This window comes from Enterobacter sp. D2, from assembly GCF_034427575.1.
Classification (GTDB): domain Bacteria; phylum Pseudomonadota; class Gammaproteobacteria; order Enterobacterales; family Enterobacteriaceae; genus Enterobacter; species Enterobacter cloacae_M.
Genome location: NZ_JAXQPP010000001.1, coordinates 2,456,692 through 2,480,648, shown reverse-complemented (window position 1 = coordinate 2,480,648; position 23,957 = coordinate 2,456,692). Strand labels below are relative to the sequence as shown.

Sequence of the window (23,957 nt, the reverse complement as noted above, 5' to 3'; positions counted from 1 at the left end):
GCGATTTATTTCATCTGTTTCACTTGCCTCGGAATTAGCGTCAATGACGGAAAACATTCATAAACATCGCATTCTCATCCTGGACTTCGGTTCGCAGTACACTCAGCTGGTGGCGCGTCGCGTACGTGAACTGGGCGTTTACTGTGAGCTGTGGGCGTGGGATGTCACGGAAGCACAGATTCGCGAATTCAATCCAAGCGGCATCATCCTGTCCGGCGGCCCGGAAAGCACCACCGAAGAGAACAGCCCGCGCGCGCCGCAGTACGTGTTCGAAGCTGGCGTGCCTGTATTCGGCGTTTGCTACGGTATGCAGACCATGGCAATGCAGCTGGGCGGCCACGTAGAAGGCTCCAACGAGCGCGAGTTCGGCTATGCGCAGGTAGAAGTCGTCACCGACAGCGCGCTGGTGCGCGGTATCGAAGACTCCCTGACCGCAGACGGCAAACCGCTGCTGGACGTGTGGATGAGCCACGGCGACAAAGTTACCGCCATCCCTTCTGACTTCGTGACCGTTGCCAGCACCGAAAGCTGTCCGTTCGCCATCATGGCGAACGAAGAAAAACGCTTCTACGGCGTGCAGTTCCACCCGGAAGTGACCCACACCCGTCAGGGTATGCGCATGCTGGAGCGCTTCGTGCGTGACATCTGCCAGTGTGAAGCCCTGTGGACCCCGGCAAAAATCATCGACGACGCCGTTGAGCGTATCCGCCAGCAGGTTGGCGATGACAAGGTAATTCTCGGCCTCTCAGGCGGCGTGGACTCCTCCGTGACCGCGATGCTGCTGCACCGCGCCATCGGCAAAAACCTGACCTGCGTGTTCGTGGACAACGGTCTGCTGCGTCTGAACGAAGCCCAGCAGGTTATGGACATGTTTGGCGACCACTTCGGTCTGAACATCGTTCACGTGGAAGGCGAGCAGCGCTTCCTGGACGCGCTGAAAGGCGAGAACGATCCGGAAGCCAAACGTAAAATCATCGGCCGCGTGTTCGTGGAAGTGTTCGACGAAGAGGCGCTGAAGCTGGAAGACGTGAAGTGGCTGGCGCAGGGCACCATCTACCCTGACGTGATCGAATCCGCGGCCTCTGCAACCGGTAAAGCACACGTCATCAAATCTCACCACAACGTGGGCGGCCTGCCGAAAGAGATGAAGATGGGCCTGGTTGAACCGCTGCGCGAGCTGTTCAAAGACGAAGTGCGTAAGATCGGTCTGGAACTGGGTCTGCCGTACGATATGCTCTACCGTCACCCGTTCCCGGGTCCGGGTCTGGGCGTGCGCGTGCTGGGCGAAGTGAAGAAAGAGTACTGCGACCTGCTGCGTCGCGCGGACGCGATCTTCATCGAAGAGCTGCACAAAGCTGACCTGTACAACAAAGTGAGCCAGGCGTTCACCGTGTTCCTGCCGGTTCGCTCCGTCGGCGTGATGGGCGATGGCCGTAAGTACGACTGGGTTGTTTCCCTGCGTGCGGTGGAAACCATCGACTTCATGACCGCGCACTGGGCGCACCTGCCGTATGACTTCTTAGGCCGCGTGTCTAACCGCATCATCAACGAAGTTAACGGTATTTCCCGCGTGGTGTATGACATCAGCGGTAAGCCACCGGCTACGATTGAGTGGGAATGATTTCCCGCTGAATTAACAACCAAACCCTCTGCCTGTGCAGGGGGTTTTTTTATTGCCTTACTTCCCCTCTCCCAGCCGATACGCCAGCGCCACTACCAGCGACTGCACCAGGCACAGCGTTGCCGACTGAGACCGAAACGCGTCCACCTGCGCCTCTTTCACCACAAAGCAGAGATCGCTGAACGTCGCCAGGGGGCTAATCTGGCTGTCCGTAATCACGATCTGACGCGCGCCAACGCTGGCGGCGGTTTCGCTGACCATCACCGTCTCTTCCGCGTACGGCGAGAAGCTGATCGACACCACGATGTCGCGCGCCTTAATGCGGCTGATCTGCTCGCGCAGCATGCCGCCCATGCCGTCGAGCAGGATAGGGCGGCACTCCAGATGGCTTAGAGCGTAGGTGAGGTAGGCCGCGACGCTGAAGGAGCGGCGCAGTCCGGCGATGTAGATGGTGTCGGCGTCGGCCAGCAGCTGCACGGCGCGCTCCAGCATTTCCGGTTCGGCGCGGGCGGCCAGCTGCTGCAGCGCCTGCGCGTTCGAGCGGGCGAATTCCTGCAAAATATCGAGCGGCGTTTCCGGCACGGCCTCGCTCTCCATCTCGCGGAACAGCCGGGCGCGGTCGCTGTAGCTGGCGGTCTCCTCCACCAGGTTCATGCGAAACAGCTGTTTCATTTCGTTGAAGCCGGTGAAGTCAAAGGCGTTGGCAAAGCGGATCAGCGTCGAGGGCGGCACGTCGGCGCGCTCGGCAATGACGGCAACCGTATCAAAGGCCACGCTGTTGGTGTTATCCAGCACGTAGCGGGAGACCTGCTGCAGCCTCTTGCTAAGGCTATCGTAGCGATCGCGGATTTGCTGCTGCAGTTCGTTCAGGCTGGTTGCTGTCGTCATGTTATCCCCCAAATACAGTCATATGATTCTAAACGCAAAACCGCGTCTTTTAAATGTCGGCCATCCATCTGGCAGCAAAAATGAAACAGAAGCTTCAGTCATTTCCTCGCCCGAAATCCCTTAATAGCGCACGCTGCACCAGTGTTGTTGGCTGTTAACATAAAAATCCATCCTTGATCACAATAATCATCATTTATTTTATTTCAACTTAAAATGGAATATTTGTTTCATATATAGTGTTCAGTACACAGTGTTCAGGTAACAGTCACGTATCAACAGCGAGAGGTTAAGGATGGAGACGGTAGCGAATTTTATTCACGGCGAATGTGTCACCGGTTCAGGCCAGCGCGTTCAGGCGATCTTCAACCCGGCCACCGGCGAGCAGATCCGCCAGGTGGTGATGAGTACGGCGCAGGAAACGGAGCAGGCGATTGCCGCCGCGCAGCAGGCGTTTCCGGCGTGGGCGCGCCATGCTCCGCTTAAGCGCGCGCGCGTGATGTTCCGCTTCAAGGCGCTGCTGGAAGAGAACATGGAGCGCCTGGCCCGCCTCATCAGCGAAGAGCACGGCAAGGTCTTCTCCGACGCGGTGGGCGAACTGACCCGCGGCCTGGAGGTGGTGGAATTTGCCTGCGGCATCCCGCATCTGCAAAAGGGCGAACACTCGGCGAATGTCGGCACGGGCGTCGACAGCCACTCGCTGATGCAGCCGCTCGGGGTCTGCGCCGGGATCACGCCGTTTAACTTCCCGGCGATGGTGCCGATGTGGATGTTCCCGATTGCGCTGGCGACCGGCAACACCTTCGTGCTGAAGCCGTCGGAAAAAGATCCTTCTCTGGCGCTCGCGCTGGCGCAGCTGCTGAAAGAGGCCGGCCTGCCGGACGGCGTCTTCAACGTGGTGCAGGGCGATAAAGAGTCCGTTGACGTGCTCCTGACCGACCCGCGCGTGCAGGCGGTGAGCTTTGTCGGCTCCACGCCGATTGCGGAATACATTTACCAGACCGCCTCCGCCCACGGTAAGCGCTGCCAGGCGCTGGGCGGCGCGAAAAACCACTGCATCCTGATGCCGGATGCCGACATGGAGATGGCGACCAACGCCATCATGGGCGCGGCCTACGGCGCGGCGGGCGAACGCTGCATGGCGCTCTCGGTGGTGCTGGCAGTGGGAGATAAAACCGCCGATGACCTCTGCGCCCGGCTGGAAAAACAGATTGCCGCGCTGCGCGTCGGGCCGGGGCTCGACCAGACGCCGGAAAACGAAATGGGGCCGCTCATCTCCTCCGCGCACCGCAGCAAGGTGCTGGGCTACATCGACAGCGGGGAAGCGCAGGGGGCGAAGCTTCGCGTGGACGGTCGCGGCTTCAGCGTGAAGGGCCACGAGCAGGGCTACTTCGTCGGGCCGACGCTGTTCGATAACGTCACCCCGGAGATGACCATCTATAAAGAAGAGATTTTTGGCCCGGTGCTTTCTGTGGTGCGCGTAGCAGATTACGCCAGCGCGGTGGATCTGATTAACCGCCATGAATATGGTAATGGTTCAGCGATCTTCACCCGCGACGGCGGCTGCGCGCGCCGCTTCTGCGAAGAGGTGCAGGCGGGCATGGTGGGCGTCAACGTGCCGATCCCGGTGCCGATGGCATTCCACAGCTTCGGCGGCTGGAAGCGTTCGATCTTTGGCGCGCTCAACGTTCACGGCAGCGACGGCGTGCGCTTCTACACCCGAATGAAAACCATCACCGCGCGCTGGCCGGAAATGCAGCAGGAGACAGGCGCTGCGTTCTCTATGCCAACGCTGGGCTGACAGGAGGTTTTATGCAAACCGAACGTATGACCATGGCCCAGGCGCTGGTCCGGTTCCTTAATCAACAGTACGTCAGCGTGGACGGCAACGAAACGCCCTTCGTAGAGGGCGTCGCCACCATCTTTGGTCACGGCAACGTGCTGGGTATCGGCCAGGCGCTGGAGCAGGACCCCGGACATCTGCACATCATGCAGGGCTGCAACGAGCAGGGCATTGCCCATATGGCGACGGGATTCGCCAAACAGCACCGCCGTAAGCGCATCTTTGCCGTCACCTCCTCCGTCGGGCCGGGTGCCGCCAATATGGTCACGGCGGCGGCAACCGCCACGGCGAACCGCATCCCGCTGCTGCTGCTCCCGGGCGATATCTACGCCAGCCGCCAGCCGGACCCGGTACTGCAGCAGATCGAGCAGTATCACGATCTCAGCATCAGCACCAACGACTGCTTCCGCCCGGTCTCCCGCTACTGGGACCGCATCAACCGTCCCGAGCAGCTGATGAGCGCAATGCTTAGCGCGATGCGAACGCTTACTGACCCGGCAGATACCGGTGCGGTGACGATTTGCCTGCCGCAGGACGTGCAGGGGGAAGCGTGGGATTACCCGCTAAGCTTCTTTGCGCGTCGCGTGCACCACATCGAGCGTCGTCCGCCCGATCCGCAGCGTCTGGCGCAGGCGCGGGCGCTGATCGCCCGCAAGCGTCGCCCTCTGGTGGTGTGCGGCGGCGGGGTGCGTTATTCCGGCGCGCATGAGGCGTTTCGCGACTTTGTCGAGACGCTGCAGCTGCCGTTTGCCGAAACCCAGGCCGGGAAGGGGGCGCTGGTAAGTGACCACCCACTTAACCTCGGTGGCGTAGGGGTGACGGGCGGAATGGCGGCCAACCAGCTCGCGCCACAAGCTGATCTGGTGATTGGCATCGGCACGCGCCTGACCGACTTTACCACCGGCTCCAAGGCGCTCTTTTCCCACCCGGACGTTGAGTTTCTGCTGCTGAACGTGGCCGAGTTTGACGCCATGAAGCTGGACGCCACCGCGCTGGTTGCCGATGCCCAAACCGGACTGCAGGCCTTGACCCACGCGCTTGGGAATTACCGCAGCGGCTGGGGAGAGGCGATCGCTCAGGTGAAGTCCGCCTGGCGCGACGAATGCCGCCGCCTGTGGGATCGCCAGTGGCGCCCTGACGACGCACCCGAAGTGGCAGGGCACATGGATACGCAGCTGGCGGAATACGGCGAGACGCTCAACACCCGCCTGACCCAGACGCGGGTGCTGGGGCTGATCAACCAGCATATTGAAGATAGCGCCGTTGTGGTGGGCGCGGCCGGTTCGCTGCCGGGGGATTTACAGCGCCTCTGGCAGGTCAGAACGCCGGACAGCTATCACCTGGAGTACGGTTACTCCTGCATGGGCTACGAGATTGCGGCGGCCATCGGCGCGAAGCTCGCCAGACCCGAACTGCCGGTGTATGCCATGGTGGGGGATGGCTCCTACATGATGCTGCACTCCGAGCTGCAAACCGCCGTTCAGGAGGGCATTAAGATCACCGTTCTGCTGTTTGATAACGCCAGCTTCGGCTGCATTAACAACCTGCAGATGGGGCACGGCATGGGCAGCTTTGGCACGGAAAACCGCCACCGCAACCCGGAAACCGGGCGGCTTGACGGGCCGCTGGTGAAGGTCGATTTTGCGCAAAACGCGGAAAGCTACGGCTGCCGCGCGTGGCGGGTGAACGATGAGCAAAGCCTGCTGGCGGCGCTGGAAGCGTCACGCGCCCATCCGGGCCCGACGCTGCTGGACATCAAGGTGCTGCCGAAGACCATGACCCACGACTACGCCTCCTGGTGGCGAACCGGTGATGCGCAGGTGGCGGAATCGTCTGCCGTGCGTGAAGCCGCCGAGCAAACGCAGGCGCAGGTGAAAAAAGCCCGTCAGTATTGAGTTTTCCCGAAGTAACGAAATTTTCATTTCATTTTCCACTCACTCTAACCCTCTCCCCAATGGGGAGAGGGTTAGGGTCGGTGCGCTCTTTTCCCCCTCGCCCCTTTGGGGAGAGGGCCGGGGTGAGGGGCTAGCAGCACCTTCTTCCATGTTGTGAGATTGATAACAAAATTTATCTCATTCATCTCAAAAGTGTTAACCCGCACTCAAAAACATAATTTTCACTATTTATAAAAATGAAATAAATGTTTTATTTATAGAGTCGTTAGTTCACAGCATTCACCAACACCGGGAGCCGTTATGTTTAACATTGCTTTACTGGGCGCTGGCCGAATTGGCCAGGTACATGCAGCTAACATCGCCAGCCACGGCGCGACCACGCTCTGGTCCGTGGTTGACCCGAATCAGGGATTTGCCACCCATCTCGCCGCGCAGTATCAGGCCCGTCAGCAGAGCCTGAACGAGGCGATGACCGACCCTAACGTTCACGCCGTGCTGATCGCCTCCGCCACCGACACCCACGCGGATCTGATTGAAATGGCCGCCCGCCACGGCAAGGCCATCTTCTGCGAAAAGCCGGTACACCTTGACCTCGCCCGCGTGCGCGACTGCCTGAAGGTGGTCAAAGAGTACGACGTGCCGCTGTTCATTGGCTTTAACCGCCGCTTTGACCCGCAGTTTCGCCGCGTGAAAACCGACGCGCAGGCCGGGCGCATCGGCAAACCGGAATCGCTGCTCATCATCTCCCGCGATCCGTCTCCGCCGCCTGCGGAGTACGTGCGCGTCTCTGGCGGCATGTTCCGCGATATGACCATTCACGACTTTGACATGGCCCGCTTCATCATGGGCGAAGAGCCGGTGTCGGTGTATGCCCAGGGCAGCAACCTGGTGGATCCGGCGATTGGCGAGGCGGGGGATATCGATACCGCGTTTATCGTTCTGAAATATGCCTCCGGCGCGATGGCGACCATCGTCAACAGCCGCCGTTCATCTTACGGCTACGACCAGCGCCTGGAGCTACACGGCTCCGAAGGGCTGCTGTGCGCGGGCAACATTCTGGAAAACCAGGTGCAGCACTACGGCAAACAGGGCTGCACCAGCGCGCTGCCTGAACACTTCTTCCTGCAGCGCTACAAATCCGCTTACGCCGCGGAATGGGAACACTTTGTTGCGGTCCTGCGCGGCGAAGCGGTGCCTGACTGCAGCGGCGATGATGGTGAACGTGCGCTGTACCTTGCGGATAAAGCGCTGGAATCACTGCGTAGCCAGCGCGAGATCGTCCTCTAAACACAACAACCCTACACAGAGAGACATAATAATGAAAAAACTGATCGTAGCCGCCCTCATCGCCATGACGTCCGGGGCCGCACTCGCCGAAAACGAGCAAATCGTTTTCAGTACGCCAAACCTGGCCATGCCGTTTGAAGTTCACATGCAGCGCACGGCGGTGAAAGCCGCAAAAGAGATGGGCGTGAAGCTTCAGGTGCTGGACGGACAGGGCAGCTCGCCGAAGCAGGTAGCTGACCTGGAAAACGCCATCACCCGCGGGGCGCAGGGCTTTATCGTCTCCCCGAACGACGTCAACGCGGTCTCCAGCGCGGTGGATGAAATTCAGGATGCGAAGCTGCCGGTGGTCACCCTTGACCGATCCGTCGACAGCCAGAAAAAAGTGCCGCACTTCGGCGCCAACAATTACAAGGGCGGCCAGGCGATTGGCGACTTCGTCAAAACCAAATTCCCTAACGGCGCGGACATCATTCTCCTCACCGGCCAGCCGGGCTCCTCTTCCAATATTGAGCGCACCAAAGGGATCCGCGACAGCCTGAAGGCGGGCGGGGATAAATACAAGATCGTCGCCGATCAGACCGGCAACTGGATGCGTTCTGAAGGGATGCGCATTGTTGAAAGCGTTCTGCCTTCGCTTCCGAAACGTCCGCAGGTGATCCTCTCCGCCAACGACGATATGGCGCTGGGCGCGATTGAAGCCCTGCAGAGCCAGGGCGTGAAGCCGGGCGAAATCCTCGTGACCGGGTTTGATGCGGTGCCGGAAGCGCTGGCCCGCGTGCGCGACGGCTGGCTGGCGGTAACGGCGGATCAGCGTCCGGGCTTTGCGGTGCAGACGGCGATGAGCCAGCTGGTGGCCAACGTGCGCGAGAAGAAAGCCATTACCGGGGCCGACTACCCGCCGACGCTGATCACCAAAGAGAACCTGCAGCAGGCTGAGCGTATCGGTGAGGCCGGTAACTGATTTATCCGCAGCCGCCGCTGGCGCGGCGGCTCACTCTAAAGGAGGAGCAGACCGATGTCGCAACCCTTACTGAAAGTGACCGACCTGGCAAAAAGCTTTTCCGGCGTCTGGGCGCTGAGCAGCGCTCAGCTAACCGTCGGTAGCGGCGAAATTCACGCCCTGCTGGGGGAAAACGGGGCGGGAAAATCCACGCTGCTGAAGGCGCTCGCGGGCGCGCAGCCGCAAACGCGCGGGGATATCTGGTTCAACGGCGAAACGCTGCCGGTGGACGACTCTCCGGTGGAACGCCAGAACAAGGGCATTATCACCATCTATCAGGAGTTCAACCTGCTGCCCAACATGACCGTCGCGGAAAACATGTTTCTCGGGCGCGAGCCGCGCAGGCGTAACCTGATCGTCGACGAAAGGGCGGTGAACCAGGAGGCGCAGGTCATTCTCGATTACCTCCAGCTGAACGTTGCGCCGACCACGCCTGTCGCCCGCCTGAGCGTCGCCCAGCAGCAGATGGTGGAGATCGCCCGGGCGCTGACCCTCAACGCCCGGTTAATCATTATGGACGAACCTTCCGCCGCGCTGAGCGACAGCGAGGTGGAAAGCCTGCACCGCGTGGTGCGGGAGCTTAAAAACCGCGGCGTGAGCATTATTTACGTTACCCACCGCCTGCACGAAGTTTTCCAGCTCTGCGATCGCTTCACCGTTTTCCAGGACGGCCGCTTCACCGGCACCGGCGCGGTGGCGGAGACCAACGTTGAACAGCTGATCCGCCTGATGGTCGGACGCGACGTGGCCTTTAACCGCCGCCCCGCCAGCGAAACCCATCACGAGGACAAACCCGTCCGCCTGGCGGTAAAGGGGCTGAGCCGCGAAAAGCCGCCGCTGGATCCGCACGGCATCGCCCTGCACGACATCAGCTTCCACGTCCACGCCGGGGAAGTTCTGGGCATTGCCGGGCTGGTGGGCGCGGGACGTACCGAAGTGGCCCGCTGCCTGTTTGGCGCTGATGCGTTTACCTCGGGCAGCTTTGAGCTGGACGGCGTGCCGTACCAGCCGCGCGACCCGCTGTATGCTCTCGATCAGGGCGTGGCGCTGGTGCCGGAAGACCGCAAAAAAGAGGGGGCGGTGCTGGGGCTGTCGATTCGCGACAACCTGTCGCTCTCCTGCCTCTCCTCGCTGCTGCAGTGGCGCTGGTTCGTAAACACCCGCAAAGAGGACGATCTGATTGAGTCCTACCGCAAGGCGCTGCAGATCAAAATGGTCAACAGCGCGCAGGAGGTGCGCAAGCTCTCCGGCGGCAACCAGCAAAAGGTGATCCTCGCGCGCTGCATGGCGCTCAACCCGCGGGTGCTGATCGTTGATGAGCCGACGCGCGGCATCGACGTGGGGACCAAATCGGAAGTGCACCAGGTGCTGTTTGACATGGCGAAAAAGGGCGTGGCGGTGATTGTGATCTCCTCCGATCTGCCTGAGGTGATGGCGGTGTCAGATCGGATCATCACCCTCAGCGAAGGCCGAGTGACCGGCGAGATCCACGGTGACGACGCTAACGAAGAACGGCTGATGACGATGATGGCCATCAACCACAACGCCCTGAACGCGGCATAACGGAGTTTCTCATGACGCAGATGATTTCTAAAACGCAGGCCCCGGTCAAACGCGCCGGACGCATCGATCCCATCGCCTTCTTCGAGCGCTTCGGGGTGTTGATTTTCATGATCCTGCTGCTGATCTTCTTCCAGTCGCAGAACAGCAACTTTTTCTCTGAACGCAATATTTTCAACATCCTGACCGAAGTCTCCATCTACGGGATCATGGCCGTGGGGATGACCTTCGTCATCCTGACTGCCGGGATTGACCTCTCCGTGGGCTCCATTCTGGCGGTCTGCGCCATGACCGCGGCGTACGTGATCAAGGGCGACAACTTCACCACCGTCGATCCGAACGCCTGGGGCGGCATGAGCTGGCTGATTGGTCTGGGGATTTGTCTGGCCATGGGCACGGCGATTGGCTTCCTGCACGGTCTGGGCGTCACCCGCCTGCGCCTGCCGCCTTTCATCGTCACCCTCGGCGGGATGACCATCTGGCGCGGCCTGACGCTGGTGATTAACGACGGCGCGCCGATCGCCGGTTTCGACCCTGGCTACCGCTGGTGGGGTCGCGGGGAGCTGCTCGGCATCTCCATTCCGATCTGGATCTTCGCCATCGTCGCCCTCGGCGGCTATCTGGCGCTGCATAAAACCCGCTGGGGCCGCTTCGTCTATGCCATCGGCGGTAACCCGGAGGCGGCGCGCCTGGCGGGGGTGAACGTCAAGCGCGTGCTGGTCAGCGTCTACGTGCTGATTGGCTGTCTGGCCGGGCTGGCGGGCTTCATTCTGAGCGCGCGTCTGGGGAGCGCCGAGGCGGTGGCCGGGATCTCCTTTGAGCTGCGCGTCATCGCCTCGGTGGTGATCGGCGGCACCTCGCTGATGGGCGGCTACGGGCGGATCGGCGGCACCATTATCGGCTCCATCATCATGGGGATTCTGATTAACGGCCTGGTGCTGATGAACGTCTCGGCCTACTACCAGCAGATTATCACCGGATTAATTATCGTTCTGGCGGTGGCATTCGATACCTATGCCAAGAGCCGTCGCGGCGCACTGTGAGGATCACGATGAAAGAGGTTCGTATTGGATTAATTGGCACCGGGTATATCGGCAAGGCGCACGCTATCGCCTACGCCCAGGCCCCGACGGTGTTCAACCTGCGCGGCAGGCTGGTGCGCGAGATGGTGGCGGAAGTCACGCCGGAGCTGGCGGCAGCGCGCGCGCAGGCGTTTGGCTTCAACCGCTCCACCGGCGACTGGCGGGCGCTGGTGGCCGACCCTGCTATTGACGTGGTGGATATTTGTTCACCCAACCACCTGCATAAGGAGATGGCGCTGGAGGCGATCCGCCACGGCAAGCACGTCTACTCGGAGAAGCCGCTGGCGCTTAACGCCCACGACGCGCGCGAGATGGTCGACGCCGCGAAGCGGGCCGGGGTGAAAACGCTGGTGGGGTTCAACTACATGAAGAACCCGACCGCGCAGCTGGCGAAGGAGATTATCGCGCGCGGCGAGATTGGCGAGGTGATCCACTTCTACGGCACCCACAACGAAGACTATATGGCCGACCCGCTCTCGCCCATTCACTGGCACTGCTTTAAAGAGACCGCCGGGCTGGGGGCGCTGGGCGACCTCGCGGCGCATATCGTCAATATGGCCCAGTACCTGGTCGGGGAGATCGAGCAGGTCTGCGGCGACCTGAAGATCGTGGTCCCGGCGCGCCCGGCGAAGGCCGGATCGTCGGAAATGATTGCCGTCGAAAACGAGGATCAGGCCCACGCGATGGTGCGCTTTGCGGGCGGCGCGCAAGGGGTTATTGAAACCTCCCGCGTTGCCTGCGGCCGCAAGATGGGGCTGTCGTACGTCATCACCGGGACGAAAGGCGCCATCAGCTTCACCCAGGAGCGCATGGCCGAGCTGAAGCTCTATCTGCATGACGATCCGGTGAACCGTCAGGGGTTCCGCACGCTTCTCGTCGGCCCGGCGCACCCGGACTACGCCGCGTTCTGTATGGGCGCGGGTCACGGGATTGGCTTTAACGATCAAAAAACGGTGGAGGTGCGCGACCTGGTGGACGGGATTGCCGCCGACGCGCCGATGTGGCCGGACTTCGAAGAGGGCTGGAAGGTGTCGCGCGTGCTGGACGCGATCGCGCTCTCTCACCAGGAAGGCCGCTGGCTGAATGTGAACGACATTGTCTGATGAGGTATCAACGTGGAAAAGCAGTTTGATGTGATATGCATGGGCCGCGTGGCGGTAGACCTCTACAGTCAGCAGATTGGTGCCCGCCTGGAAGACGCGTCGAGCTTCGCCAAATATCTCGGCGGGTCGTCGGGTAACGTGGCGTACGGCACCGCGCGCCAGGGTTTACGTTCGTCGATGCTGGCGCGCGTCGGCGATGAACATATGGGCCGCTTCCTGCGGGAAGAGCTCAACCAGGTGGGCTGCGATACCAGCCATCTGATTACCGATAAACAACGCCTCACGGCGCTGGTGCTGCTCGGCATTAAAGACCGGGACACCTTTCCACTGATTTTTTATCGCGATAACTGCGCGGACATGGCGATTACCGCCAGCGATGTGGACGAAAGCTACATTGCCTCCGCACGTTGTCTTGCCATCACCGGGACTCACCTTTCTCATCCGCAGACCCGCGAGGCGGTGCTGACGGCGCTGGGCTATGCCCGCCGTCACGGCGTGCGCACGGTGCTGGACATCGACTACCGTCCGGTGCTGTGGGGGCTCACCGCCTTAGGCGACGGGGAAACGCGCTTTATCGCCGCCGATAAGGTCACCCGCGAGCTGCAGGAGGTGCTGCACCTCTTCGACGTCATTGTCGGCACCGAAGAGGAGTTTCACATTGCGGGCGGCAGCACGGATACCCTGCAGGCGCTGGAGCAGGTGCGCGCCGTCAGTGACGCTGCGCTGGTCTGCAAACGCGGCGCGCTCGGCTGCTCGGTCTATACCGACGCTATTCCGTCCCGGCTGGACGACGGCCTGACGGTGACCGGCGTGCGCGTGGAGGTGCTGAACGTTCTTGGGGCGGGGGATGCGTTTATGTCCGGCCTGCTGCGCGGCTACCTGAACGACGAGGGCTGGGAGCAGGCGTGCCGCTACGCCAACGCCTGCGGCGCGCTGGTGGTCTCGCGTCACGGCTGCGCCCCGGCGATGCCGAGCAAAATCGAGCTGGATGACTATCTTTTACGCGCTGCAGATGTTCCGCGCCCGGATCTTGACCCGCGTCTTAACCATCTCCACCGGGTGACCACCCGCCGCCGCGAATGGCCGGAGCTGTGCGTGATGGCCTTCGATCACCGCAGCCAGCTTGAGGATATGGCGATGCAGTGCGGCGCGTCGCTTAAGCGCATTCCCGCGCTGAAGCAGCTGATCCTGCAGGCCAGCCGCGAGGCGGCGAGCCGCGCCGGGCTGGAGGGCAAAGCCGGCCTGCTGTGCGACGGCACCTTTGGTCAGGACGCGCTGAACGCGATCACCGGAGAAGGGTGGTGGATTGGCCGCCCCATCGAGCTGCCGGGCTCCAGGCCGCTGGAGATGGAGCACGGCAACATCGGCACCCAGCTTATCAGCTGGCCGCAGGAGCACGTGGTGAAGTGCCTGGTCTTCTTCCACCCGGAAGATGCCCACGGCCTGCGCCTGGAGCAGGAGCAGAAAATCGCCGAGGTGTACCACGCCTGCTGCCGGTCCGGGCACGAGCTGCTGCTGGAGGTGATCCTGCCCGCCAGCATGCCGCGCAGCGACGAGCTCTACCTGCGCGCCATCTCCCGCTTCTACAACCTCGGCATTTATCCCGACTGGTGGAAGCTGCCGCCGCTCTCGGCCGACGGCTGGACGGCGCTGAGCGAGATTATCGAACGCCGCGATCCGCACTGCCGCGGGGTGGTGATCCTCGGCCTGGACGCCCCGGCGGAACAGCTGCGCGCGGACTTCAAAGCCGCAGCGGGGCAGACGCTGGTAAAAGGCTTCGCCGTGGGGCGCACGCTGTTTGGCGATGCCTCCCGCGCGTGGCTGAAGCACGATATTGACGATGCGCAGCTGGTGACGCGCATCCGGGACAACTACCTGCAGCTTATCGCCTGGTGGCGCGAGCGCGGACACGCATAATGGAGACGACAATGAGTGTGCAATTAGGCATTAACCCGCTGACCTGGACGAACGACGATCTGCCTTCTCTCGGCGCGGAAACCTCGCTGGAGACCTGTCTGAGCGAAGGTAAAGAGGCCGGTTTTGCCGGCTTCGAGCTGGGCAATAAATTCCCGCGCGAAGCGCGCCTGCTTGGCCCCATCCTGCAGCGTCACGACCTGCAGCTGGTCTCCGGCTGGTACTCCGGTCGCCTGCTGGAGCGCAGCGTGGAGGAGGAGATCGCCGCCGTGCAGTCCCACCTGACGCTGCTGCGCGAGCTGGGGGCGAAGGTGCTGGTGTTTGCGGAAGTGAGCGGCTGCATTCACGGCGAACAGCAGACCCCGGTGCATCTGCGTCCGCGCTTCCCGCAGGAACGCTGGAAGGAGTACGGCGAGAAGCTCACCGAATTTGCCCGCTATACGCAGCAGCAGGGCGTGCAGATTGCCTACCATCACCATATGGGCACGGTGATTGAGTCCGCCGAGGACGTGGACAACCTGATGATCCACACCGGGGAGGCGGTCGGACTGCTGCTGGATACCGGCCATCTCACCTTTGCCGGGGCCGATCCGCTGGCGGTGGCGCAGCGCTGGGCGTCGCGCATCAACCACGTTCACTGTAAAGACGTGCGCGCCGACGTGCTGGCGGACGTGAAAAACCGCAAAACCAGCTTCCTCGATGCGGTGCTGAGCGGCGTGTTTACCGTGCCGGGCGACGGCTGCGTCGATTACCCGCCGATTATGCGGCTGTTGAAGGCGCAGGATTATCACGGCTGGCTGGTGGTCGAGGCCGAGCAGGATCCGGCGATTGCCCATCCGCTGACCTACGCCCGTCTGGGGTATAACAACCTGAGCCGTCTGGCCCGCGACGCCGGACTGATTTAAGGAGGGAACATGTCACGTCTGTTATCACGCTGGCAGCAGCCGAACGCGGAGGGGCGCACCCAGTCCGTTACGCCGGAAAGCGCGGGGTGGGGCTACGTCGGCTTTGAGGCGTATGAGCTGCAGGAGGGGCAGACGCTGATGCTGCCCGCCATCAGCGAAGAGCGCTGCCTGGTGCTGGTTGCCGGGCGGGCCTCCATCAGCACGCCTTCCGCGCAGTTTAACGATATCGGCGAGCGGATGAGCCCGTTCGAGCGCATCAAGCCCTGGGCGGTGTACGTCACCCCGCAGGAGACGGTGCAGGTGAAGGCGCTGACGACGCTGGAGCTGGCGGTCTGCGCCGCGCCGGGCAAGGGCACCTATCCGACGCGGCTGATTGCCCCGCAGGATATCGACGGTGAAGCGCGCGGCAAAGGCCACAACCAGCGCTACGTGCACAACATTTTGCCGGAAGACAGGCCCGCCGATAGCCTGCTGGTGGTGGAGGTGTGGACCAACGAGGGCTGCACCAGCTCGTACCCGAGCCACAAGCATGACACGGATAACCCGCCTCAGGAGACCTACCTGGAGGAGACCTACTATCATCGCCTTAACCCGGAGCAGGGGTTCTGCATGCAGCGCGTCTACACCGACGACAGAACGCTGGATGAGTGTATGGCGGTCTATAACCGTGACGTGGTGATGGTGCCGAAGGGCTACCACCCGGTGGCGACGATGGCCGGGTATGACAGCTACTATCTCAACGTGATGGCCGGCCCGGTGCGCAAATGGATGTTCACCTGGGAAGAGGACCACGCGTGGATTAATCGGGATTATCCCGCGGACAGCGGTGGCTAGCGCGGGTTAGCCACCAGAACACCAGCGCCAGCAGGCTGACCGAGGCGCCAAGCAGGCAGACGCCCGGCCAGCCGGCACAGGCATACGCCATCGTTGTGCCGAGCGCGCCGAGCCCGCTGCCGACGGCATAAAACAGCATGTAAAGCCCGACCAGCCGGCTGTGCGCCTCGGGACGGGTGCGGAAAATCATGCTCTGATTAGTGACGTGCAGCGCCTGACCGCCCAAATCGAGCAGTATGATGCCGATAAGCAAGATCCCGAGTGAACGGTCCATCAGCGACAAGGGCCACCAGGCTAACAGTAAGATACTCAGCGCCGCCGCGCTGGTGCGTTGGGCATATCCCCGATCGGCCCAGCGTCCTGCCCGGCCAGCCGCCAGCGCGCCCACCGCGCCAGCCAGCCCAAACGCGCCAATCGCTGTATGCGAAAAGTTAAACGGCGGTGCGCTCAGCGGCAGCACCAGTGCGCTCCAGAAAATGTTGAACGATGCAAACATCAGCAGCGCCAGCACGCCGCGTATCTGCAGCACTTTTTCCTGCCGCAGCAGCGTGAGCATTGAGCCAATCAGGTGCGGATAGCTCATCGTGGCAGTGACGGCTGGCAGGGCGGGGAGTCGCCACCACAGAGGTAACGCAATCATAAGCATCAGCGCGGCAGCGCAAAGATAAACCCCGCGCCAGCCCGCGATATCGCTGATGCCACCGGCAAAGACGCGAGCGAGCAGCAAACCTGTGAACACGCCGCCCTGTGCCGCGCCGACAACGCGTCCCTGTTCATGGGGCGACGCGGCGCTGGCGGCGTAGGCGATCAGCCCCTGCGTCATGGCCGTGCCCAACATACCGGTCGCAAGCATACCGATAAGCAGCGCTGAAGAGGACTGTGCCATGCTGACGGAAACCAGCGCCACCACCAGAGCAATCAGCTGTACTGCCATGAGTCGTCGACGATCCACTTTGTCACCCAGAGGAACGACAAGCAAAAGAGCCAGCGCGCAGCCAATTTGCGTCGCGGTCACCACGCCACCCACGGCCGCATGGCTGATGCCGAAATCGTTCGCCAGCGCGTCAAGCAAAGGCTGGGCGTAATAGACGTTTGCCACGCTTAGGCCGCTGGCGGTGGCGAACAGCCAGACCATGCTGCGCGGCATGTCGGCTGAAGGAAGGGCTGACGTCAGTGACATATTCAAAATCCTCGCCTGTGATAACCTGGTTTTAAAATGAAACTGGTTGAATGCTAGGCTAAGCAGTTTTAAAATGCAACTAGTTATAGAGTGGCCTTTGCGAGGAAAACAGGTGATGTCCCGAAATACGGTAAAAGAGGAATATTGTCCCGTTGCCCGCAGCGTTGACCTGCTCGGGGATCGCTGGTCGCTTCTTATTGTGCGTAATGCGTTTGACGGCATGACGCGCTTCGGGGATTTTCAGCGCAGCCTTGGGGTGGCGCGCAACATCCTTTCTGACCGGCTTCGCAAGCTGGTTGAGGCGGAAATCCTGACGTTACAGGGAGCATCGGACGGCACGGCTTATCAGGAATATGTTCTGACCGACAAAGGCGAACGTCTTTTCCCCGTGATCGTGGCGCTGCGTCAGTGGGGAGAGCAAAATCTGTTTGCGCAGGGCGAGCGTCACTCGCTGCTGATTGACAGGCGGACGGGCAGGCCGGTTCCCTTTATGGCGCCAGCAGCGCATGACGGCACTGCGCTGCTGCCGGTGGATACGGAAGTGCAGAAGACCGAATGAGTCACTCCGGTTAATTACCGCCTATCGCCTGCTCAATCGTCCGGGCAACGATCTGCGGCTGGCTTACCATCGACACGTGGCTTGCCGCCACCTCGGCGGTTTTCGCATGGATCGTCTTCGCCATCGCCCGTTCAAGATCGGGGTTGATCATACGGTCATTCTTGCTGACCACATACCAGCTCGGTTTGTCATGCCACGCCGCGTGGGCGACCTTTTCACCAAACGCCTCGGCCTTAATCGGCCCCTGCGTGGCCGCAATCTTATATTGAATGGCTGGCTTCACGTCAGGCGCGAAGTCCTTTCTGACGGCTCCTGTCGGCAGGTATAAATAGCCGTCCGCCGATTTAGCAATGCCCGCGCTGCCCGGCGGGGCAGGGAAGCTTCCTGCCAGATCCACCGTCGACTGGCCGGAGTCCGGCGCGAACGCCGCCACGTACACCAGCGATTTTACCCGCGCATCGTTGCCCGCCTCGCTAATCACGGTGCCGCCCCAGGAGTGGCCCACCAGCACCACGTCACCCTGGGCGCGGGCGATGGCCCGCCGCGTGGCCGCAACGTCATCCTTAAGCGACGTGAGCGGGAGCTGGACGGCAATGACCTCGGCGTGCTGTTTCTGCAGCAGGGTAATCACCTTATTCCAGCTGCTGCCGTCGGCAAACGCGCCGTGGACCAGCACCACGCTGGTTTTATTCTGTGCAAAGGCGCTGGCGGAAAGCGCCAGCAGGCCTGCCGTCACTACAGACAGTGCTTTCATCTTCAGACTCCTTAAAAATGGTGGACCGCCGCGTGGGGCGGGACGGTGAATTCAACGGTTTTGTGGTCGAGCGGCTTGTGCGTCGGGTCGGCCAGAATAATTGTCACCTTGTGTTTACCGGCGGGCAGCCCCACCAGGATCAGCGGCTCTCCGCTGGCGTCAGCCCAGTGCCACGGCGCGTCATCCACCACCACGTGAATGTGCCCGATGCGCGGGGTAACCTTGAGCGCTTCGGGGCCGAATACCGGCTCGATGCGCAGGTTTTCGGCACGGTACTGAATAAACACCGCGCCTTTGCTCAGCGGCCCGGCAAGCGGGGGATCGACTATCAGCTTTGCGGGCGGCTGCGGCTGCGGCTGCGCCAGCGGCGCAACGGCGGCGGGGCCGTTCACGTCCGCGGCGCTCAGGTTGTCCAGCGGTGTGGCCCGGGCATGGGCTACAGATGCCAGGACAAGCAGGGGGATAAGTGCATAACGACGAATCATGGGTTCTCTCCTCATCGGTTCTGAATGGCGACAGGGAAAGAAAACCATTTTTATGTATCGGAGATATTTGCCGGAGGCGGCGTTTTGTACCCGTTTGTCAGCGTGGTGCTCTGGATACAGTGCGATAAAGTTTGCCTGCGTGGACGGCGCACAATCGCTATCGCCAGCCCGGCAATCACCAGCGTCAGCCCCGTTGAAACCCACATTGCACCCGCGATCCCCAGGGTTTTATTCAGCCACGCATAGGCAAACGGTGAGGCTGCCGCCATTAGCTGGCCGGGGATCAGCAGCATCCCCGTGCGGCGGGCATAGCTTTCGGTGCTAAACAGCTCCAGCGGCAGGGTGGCTTTTACGATGGTGACCAGCCCGTTGATGGCGCCGTAGCCCAGCACAAACCCGGCTGCACACCACGCAAACAGGGCGCTGCTCATCCCCAGAAGAAAGCAGAGCGGCATGGCGAGCGCGGTAAAAAGCGTCAGTTTGAAGGGGGTTAAGCGGGCACCCGCCAGCACTTCCAGCGAGCGGGCGCCCGTCTGGCCGATCCCCCACAGCATGCCGATGGCGACCGGCAGGCCAAAGTGGGCAATAAACTCCGGCAGATGGGTGGATGTGCCGTTAGAGACAAAGGTGATGAGGGCAATGAAGGCGGCATAAAGCCAGGCGTTATGCCGCTCGTTGTTCAGCGGCGGCGCGGTGACCTTTGTCGTCACCGTCAGCCTTTGCCGGGGAAGCGTTCGAATCAGCATCGCGCTCAGCAGGCCGAAAAGAGCATAGACGCGCAGCGCCTCCTGCCAGCTCATGACCTGAAGCAGGGCATCACCCAGCGGCCAGAAAACGGCGGAGGCCAGCCCGCCCGCCAGCGTGACGCGTGAGATCGTTCTTCGCGCCTGCTGCCCGTAGAGGTTTACCAGCGCGGCGAACAGCGCGTCGTACAGCGACAGGCGCATCCCTGTGCCGCCGATAAGCCAGGCGCAGTACCAGCCAAAAAGCGTCTGGGTATACGCCATCCCTGCGCAGCCTGCGGCGATCAGCAACGTGCCGCTCATCACCACTTTCTGACCGCCAAAGCGTGCCAGCAGGCGGGCGACAAACGGAGAAACCGCCGCCATCACCAGCATCGCCAGCGTCAGGCCGAGGTAAATCTGCGGTGATGACCATCCCCGGTCGGCTGAAATCGCCATTGCAAAGGTGCCGGGCATATAAAACGAGATCCCCCAGTTGATAAGCTGATTACATCCCGCCGTGAGGGCGAGGCGGCGTGGCAGGGCGGGTGTTTCCATTGTTTTTCATTCCGTTATGCAGTTGTCCTGAGCATAACTCGCGCGCTATTGTGCTGGCAGGGCAGCAACCTTATGCGCGGTATAAGAGAAACTTTGAATGACAACGCTTAATCTGGGCTATCTCGCCACGTTCCGTCTGGTGATCCAGCGCGGCAGCTTTTCAGCGGCAGCGGATGTGCTGGGTATTTCCCAGCCCGCCGTCAGCCTGCAAATACGCCAGCTGGAGCAATTTCTGCAAACGCGGCTGGTGGAGCGTACCGGGCGAGGGATAAAGGCGACTCCTGCCGGAGAAGCATTGATGGCGCATGGGGAGCGTATTCAGCAGGCAGTGGATGCCGCCATTCGGTCCGTGAGCGCATTCAGCCACGATGTGAGCGGCACCATTACGCTTGGCACGGGGGCAACGGCCTGCATCCATCTTCTGCCCCCGCTGCTGGAGAAGCTGCGCCAGGACTATCCGCTCCTGAGCGTGGGGGTGACGACGGGCAACACCCTCGACATCGTCAGGGCCATCGAAGAGAACCGGCTCGATATGGGGCTGGTGACGCTGCCGGTGAGCGGCAGAGCGCTGGACGTCATGCCGGTGATGGACGAAGAGTTTGTCTTTATCGCGTCGCGGGAGCAGCAGGATGCTTTCAGGGACTTTACCCCGGAGGCGCTGCACGCTCAGCCGCTGATTGCCTTTGAATCAGGCAGCGGTACCCGGGCGCTGATCGATGGCTGGTTTGCGGCTAATGGATTAGCGATCGCACCGGTGATGCAGCTTGGCAGCATCGAGGCGATCAAACGCATGGTTCGCGCGGGGCTGGGCTACAGTATTGTGCCGCGAATGGCGGTCGAACAGGATGCCGATCGCGAAGGGCTATGCGTGATGTCGCTTACGCCCATGCTGCAGCGGCAGCTGGCGGTGGTAATGCGACAGGATAAAATCCTCAGCAAAGGGATCGCGGCCATTATTCGGCTCGTGCAGCATCCTGCGGCAGTTTAGCGATCGGTGGTGTCGACGGTCAGGCTGGATTGCTGCGACTGGGTTTTGTCCTGATGGTGGTACCAGGCACCAATTGAAGAGTAAACGAAGCGGCCAAAGAAAAACAGGAAGCTGATGAGCAGTATGATGCGGGTCATTCGGGTATTAAATTGATGTCGTTTGCGCATACGCGTGACCTGACTCACTCTGTTTTTCCTGGATAAGCCCTTTTGGGCGACAAGGATATTAAGGCACAGGGGGAAGATGGGGTCAATTCTGAAGTGTGTAAATAACCGTCAATGTTTACATTGATTAATGTTATTGAAATTAATTAATGCATTTACCATATTGATAATATGAAGAAAATAATTTCAAAAAAATGCCGCAAAAAGTTATTTGCGTAAAGTAGTTTGATTTAAGTCAACGGCTTCCCGGCCCTGATATTTAAAATCCTTCCTCCATACTGTTCGCCCCGCACGCCGCCGGGCGGCGCGTACGTCAGGTTGGATGCCTGTCTTTATTTTCCCTCTGGAGCGAAAGGGGTTTAACCGGGCATCTATGAACATTCTGGCTTTCCTGAAAAAAAATGAAAACCGCTGGTGGGCATTACCGCTTATTTTGCCTGTGGTTTTACTTCCCGTGCTGAGCATCGCGAATACATTCACGCAGCTGGGCGACGGCATTGCGGCACTCTATTATTTACCCCTCTCATTATTGCTTTCGCTGATGATGTTCTTTGGCCTGGAAGCGCTGCCCGGGATCGTATTGTCGCTGTTTATCCGCTATTACCCGTCGGTCGGGATGTTTGAAACCGTCGCGGGGATCTTCCACTTTGTCGTCCCTTTAGTGCTCAGCTGGGGAGGCTACCGGGTATTTTCGCCCAGACGGAATATGACGGCGTACGGCGACGTGCGGCTGATGGCGCAGCGCATCTTCTGGCAAGTCTTCTGCCCCGCGACGCTATTTCTGGTGCTGTTTCAGTTTGCGGTGTATTTAGGTGTGTATGAGAGCCGTCAGAGCCTTGCGGGATTAAATCCTCTCAATATTCGTACGCTCATCAACTATCAGACGCTGCTGGTCAGCGGTCTGACGGGGGTGCCGCTGAGCTATCTGCTGATCCGCCTGCTTCGACATCCGCGCTATATCAAAAGCCTTCTCTCGCAGATCCGTTCCGAGATAGACAAAAAGGTGACGGTCGTTGAGTTGCTGGTGTGGGCTATCGCGCTTGGCGGGCTGCTTTCGCTGCTGCTGCTTCCGATGAATGAGAACAGCTCCATTTTCACCACCAACTACACTCTTTCCCTGCTGATGCCGGTGATGCTCTGGGGCGCGATGCGTTTTGGCTATAAGCTGATTTCGCTTATCTGGACGCCGATACTGCTGGTGTCTATTCACTATTTTTACCGCTATATCCCGGTGAACCCGGGGTATGACATTCAGCTGGCGATCACCTCTTCCAGTTACCTGGTCTTCTCGTTCGTGGTGATTTATATGTCGATGCTGGCGACCCGGCAGCGCGCGGCGAACAAACGCTCCCGCAGGCTGGCGCTGCTCGATCCGGTCGTCCATATGCCTAACCTGCGGGCGCTGTCGCGCGATCTGGCGAAAAACCCGTGGTCGGCGCTCTGTCTGCTGCGCATTCCGGAGCTGGAAATTCTGGGCCGAAATTACGGCGTGTTGCTGCGGATTCAGTACAAGCAGCAGCTGGCGCAGTGGGTGAATGGCATTCTCCAGCCCAATGAGCTGGTGTATCACCTGACCGGGTATGACCTGGCGGTACGGCTCAACGCGGAATCGCACCAGCAGCGGATTGAAGCCCTGGACGAGCATATCAAGCAGTTCCGCTTTGTCTGGGACGGCATGCCGCTGCAGCCGCAGGTGGGCGTGAGCTATTGCTATGTCCGGTCCCCGGTTAACCATCTTTACCTGGTGCTGGGCGAGCTGGGCGTGGTTGCCGACCTTTCGCTCTCCTCCAACCATCCGGAAAATCTTCAGCAGCGGGGTGCCGTCCATTTGCAGCGCAACCTGAAGGATAAGGTCGCGATGATGAGCCGCCTGCAAAAGGCGCTTGATAACGACGAATTCACCCTGCTGGTTCAACCCGTTCGCGGCATGCGTGGCGATTGCTATCACGAAGTCCTGCTCCGGATGTCGGATATAAACGGGCTATTGATCTCCCCCGACCAGTTCCTGCCCGTCGCGCAGGAGTTTGGTCTCTCTTCCCGGGTAGATTTGTGGGTGCTGGAGCACACCCTGCGCTTTCTCGCCGCGCATCGCGAAAGACTGCCCGGCCAGCGCTTTGCCATTAATCTGGCCCCGTCGACCGTGTGTCGGGTGCAGTTTCCGCTTGAGGTGAGCCGCCTGCTGGCGAAATACGCCATTGAGCCGTGGCAGCTAATCTTTGAAGTGACGGAGTGCAGCACCTTTTGCAATGCGGAGCAGGCGCAACACATCCTCCGGCAGCTGCAGAAAATGGGGGTACGTATTGCGATTGATGATTTTGGCACCGGCTATGCGAGCTATGCGCGGCTGAAAAGCGTGGACGCGGATATTCTCAAGATTGACGGCAGCTTTATTCGCAATATCGTCAATAACAGTCTGGATTATCAGATTGTGGCGTCTATCTGCCATCTGGCGCGCATGAAAAAGATGCTGGTGGTGGCGGAGTATGTCGAAAGCGAAGAGATACGTAGCGCGGTTCACGCGCTAGGCATCGATTATGTGCAGGGCTATCTGATTGGCAGACCGGTGCCGCTTGAGTCACTGCCGGAAGCAGAGGCGTCCTGCGCGGACGCCTGAACCG

Annotated in this window: 20 protein-coding genes; 14 read left to right on the top strand and 6 right to left on the bottom strand. The window is 60.8% G+C overall.

The window, feature by feature from the left end; all coding sequences use genetic code 11:
- The first annotated feature begins 43 nt into the window (after positions 1 to 43).
- Positions 44 to 1,621, top strand: coding sequence for a glutamine-hydrolyzing GMP synthase (guaA, locus tag SPG90_RS11810; protein WP_006811514.1), 1,578 nt, complete (start codon positions 44 to 46; stop codon positions 1,619 to 1,621).
- Between the two features lie 57 nt (positions 1,622 to 1,678).
- Here the strand turns inward: guaA and SPG90_RS11805 are convergent, their stop codons facing one another.
- Positions 1,679 to 2,509, bottom strand: coding sequence for a MurR/RpiR family transcriptional regulator (locus SPG90_RS11805; protein ID WP_008502123.1), 831 nt, complete (start codon positions 2,507 to 2,509; stop codon positions 1,679 to 1,681).
- A 292-nt stretch (positions 2,510 to 2,801) separates the two neighbouring features.
- Between SPG90_RS11805 and SPG90_RS11800 the strand changes: the two genes are divergently transcribed.
- The 10 genes from SPG90_RS11800 to iolB all read left to right on the top strand — a co-directional run bounded on the left by SPG90_RS11800 (position 2,802) and on the right by iolB (position 15,929).
- Positions 2,802 to 4,307 carry a CoA-acylating methylmalonate-semialdehyde dehydrogenase gene (locus SPG90_RS11800; protein ID WP_047173891.1) on the top strand — a complete coding sequence of 502 codons (1,506 nt, stop codon included), beginning with the start codon at positions 2,802 to 2,804 and terminating at the stop codon, positions 4,305 to 4,307.
- A gap of 11 nt (positions 4,308 to 4,318) precedes the next feature.
- The gene (gene iolD / locus SPG90_RS11795) at positions 4,319 to 6,244 is read left to right on the top strand and encodes a 3D-(3,5/4)-trihydroxycyclohexane-1,2-dione acylhydrolase (decyclizing) (RefSeq protein WP_047173892.1); all 1,926 of its coding nucleotides are present in this window, start codon (positions 4,319 to 4,321) and stop codon (positions 6,242 to 6,244) included.
- A 300-nt stretch (positions 6,245 to 6,544) separates the two neighbouring features.
- Positions 6,545 to 7,531 carry an inositol 2-dehydrogenase gene (gene iolG, locus SPG90_RS11790; protein WP_047173893.1) on the top strand — a complete coding sequence of 329 codons (987 nt, stop codon included), beginning with the start codon at positions 6,545 to 6,547 and terminating at the stop codon, positions 7,529 to 7,531.
- 31 nt (positions 7,532 to 7,562) lie between these two features.
- Positions 7,563 to 8,492, top strand: a complete 930-nt coding sequence (locus tag SPG90_RS11785) for a sugar ABC transporter substrate-binding protein (protein WP_023308788.1) — start codon at positions 7,563 to 7,565, stop codon at positions 8,490 to 8,492.
- Between the two features lie 54 nt (positions 8,493 to 8,546).
- Positions 8,547 to 10,094, top strand: coding sequence for a sugar ABC transporter ATP-binding protein (locus SPG90_RS11780; protein ID WP_023308787.1), 1,548 nt, complete (start codon positions 8,547 to 8,549; stop codon positions 10,092 to 10,094).
- 11 nt (positions 10,095 to 10,105) lie between these two features.
- Positions 10,106 to 11,134 (top strand): ABC transporter permease, encoded by a 1,029-nt coding sequence (locus tag SPG90_RS11775; RefSeq protein ID WP_023308786.1) that lies wholly within the window; start codon positions 10,106 to 10,108, stop codon positions 11,132 to 11,134.
- Between the two features lie 8 nt (positions 11,135 to 11,142).
- Entirely contained in the window at positions 11,143 to 12,276 is a 1,134-nt protein-coding gene (locus tag SPG90_RS11770) for a Gfo/Idh/MocA family protein (RefSeq protein ID WP_063927751.1), read from the top strand.
- 12 nt (positions 12,277 to 12,288) lie between these two features.
- Positions 12,289 to 14,193, top strand: coding sequence for a bifunctional 5-dehydro-2-deoxygluconokinase/5-dehydro-2-deoxyphosphogluconate aldolase (locus SPG90_RS11765; RefSeq protein WP_126303526.1), 1,905 nt, complete (start codon positions 12,289 to 12,291; stop codon positions 14,191 to 14,193).
- A gap of 11 nt (positions 14,194 to 14,204) precedes the next feature.
- Positions 14,205 to 15,095 (top strand): myo-inosose-2 dehydratase, encoded by an 891-nt coding sequence (iolE, locus tag SPG90_RS11760; protein ID WP_047647087.1) that lies wholly within the window; start codon positions 14,205 to 14,207, stop codon positions 15,093 to 15,095.
- A 9-nt stretch (positions 15,096 to 15,104) separates the two neighbouring features.
- On the top strand, positions 15,105 to 15,929 hold the full coding sequence (gene iolB / locus SPG90_RS11755; RefSeq protein ID WP_126303525.1) for a 5-deoxy-glucuronate isomerase: 825 nt from the start codon (positions 15,105 to 15,107) through the stop codon (positions 15,927 to 15,929).
- Here iolB and SPG90_RS11750 read toward each other — a convergent pair.
- Positions 15,895 to 17,109 carry an MFS transporter gene (locus tag SPG90_RS11750; protein WP_047173897.1) on the bottom strand — a complete coding sequence of 405 codons (1,215 nt, stop codon included), beginning with the start codon at positions 17,107 to 17,109 and terminating at the stop codon, positions 15,895 to 15,897. The two genes, iolB and SPG90_RS11750, sit on opposite strands and share 35 nt — an antisense overlap.
- A gap of 115 nt (positions 17,110 to 17,224) precedes the next feature.
- Here SPG90_RS11750 and SPG90_RS11745 point away from each other — a divergent pair, with 115 nt between their 5' ends.
- Positions 17,225 to 17,668 carry a winged helix-turn-helix transcriptional regulator gene (locus SPG90_RS11745; protein ID WP_045399683.1) on the top strand — a complete coding sequence of 148 codons (444 nt, stop codon included), beginning with the start codon at positions 17,225 to 17,227 and terminating at the stop codon, positions 17,666 to 17,668.
- A gap of 10 nt (positions 17,669 to 17,678) precedes the next feature.
- Here SPG90_RS11745 and SPG90_RS11740 read toward each other — a convergent pair whose 3' ends face one another.
- The 3 genes from SPG90_RS11740 to SPG90_RS11730 are packed head-to-tail and all read right to left on the bottom strand — an operon-like array spanning position 17,679 to position 20,187.
- Positions 17,679 to 18,422, bottom strand: a complete 744-nt coding sequence (locus tag SPG90_RS11740; RefSeq protein ID WP_163354070.1) for an alpha/beta fold hydrolase — start codon at positions 18,420 to 18,422, stop codon at positions 17,679 to 17,681.
- Positions 18,423 to 18,433: 11 nt separating this feature from the next.
- Positions 18,434 to 18,907 carry a DUF6130 family protein gene (locus SPG90_RS11735; protein ID WP_322408146.1) on the bottom strand — a complete coding sequence of 158 codons (474 nt, stop codon included), beginning with the start codon at positions 18,905 to 18,907 and terminating at the stop codon, positions 18,434 to 18,436.
- A gap of 50 nt (positions 18,908 to 18,957) precedes the next feature.
- On the bottom strand, positions 18,958 to 20,187 hold the full coding sequence (locus SPG90_RS11730) for an MFS transporter (protein WP_322408145.1): 1,230 nt from the start codon (positions 20,185 to 20,187) through the stop codon (positions 18,958 to 18,960).
- A gap of 97 nt (positions 20,188 to 20,284) precedes the next feature.
- Between SPG90_RS11730 and SPG90_RS11725 the strand changes: the two genes are divergently transcribed.
- Complete coding sequence (locus SPG90_RS11725; protein WP_248183591.1) at positions 20,285 to 21,175, top strand: LysR family transcriptional regulator; 891 nt, start codon at positions 20,285 to 20,287, stop codon at positions 21,173 to 21,175.
- Here the strand turns inward: SPG90_RS11725 and SPG90_RS11720 are convergent.
- The gene (locus SPG90_RS11720; RefSeq protein WP_050582901.1) at positions 21,172 to 21,360 is read right to left on the bottom strand and encodes a YfgG family protein; all 189 of its coding nucleotides are present in this window, start codon (positions 21,358 to 21,360) and stop codon (positions 21,172 to 21,174) included. The genes SPG90_RS11725 and SPG90_RS11720 overlap by 4 nt on opposite strands.
- Before the next feature lie 352 nt (positions 21,361 to 21,712).
- On the opposite strand from SPG90_RS11720, the gene SPG90_RS11715 reads away from it, so the two are divergent.
- A complete protein-coding gene (locus tag SPG90_RS11715) occupies positions 21,713 to 23,953 on the top strand; it encodes an EAL domain-containing protein (RefSeq protein ID WP_248161666.1) in 2,241 nt (746 codons plus the stop codon).
- The last annotated feature ends 4 nt before the right edge of the window (positions 23,954 to 23,957 follow it).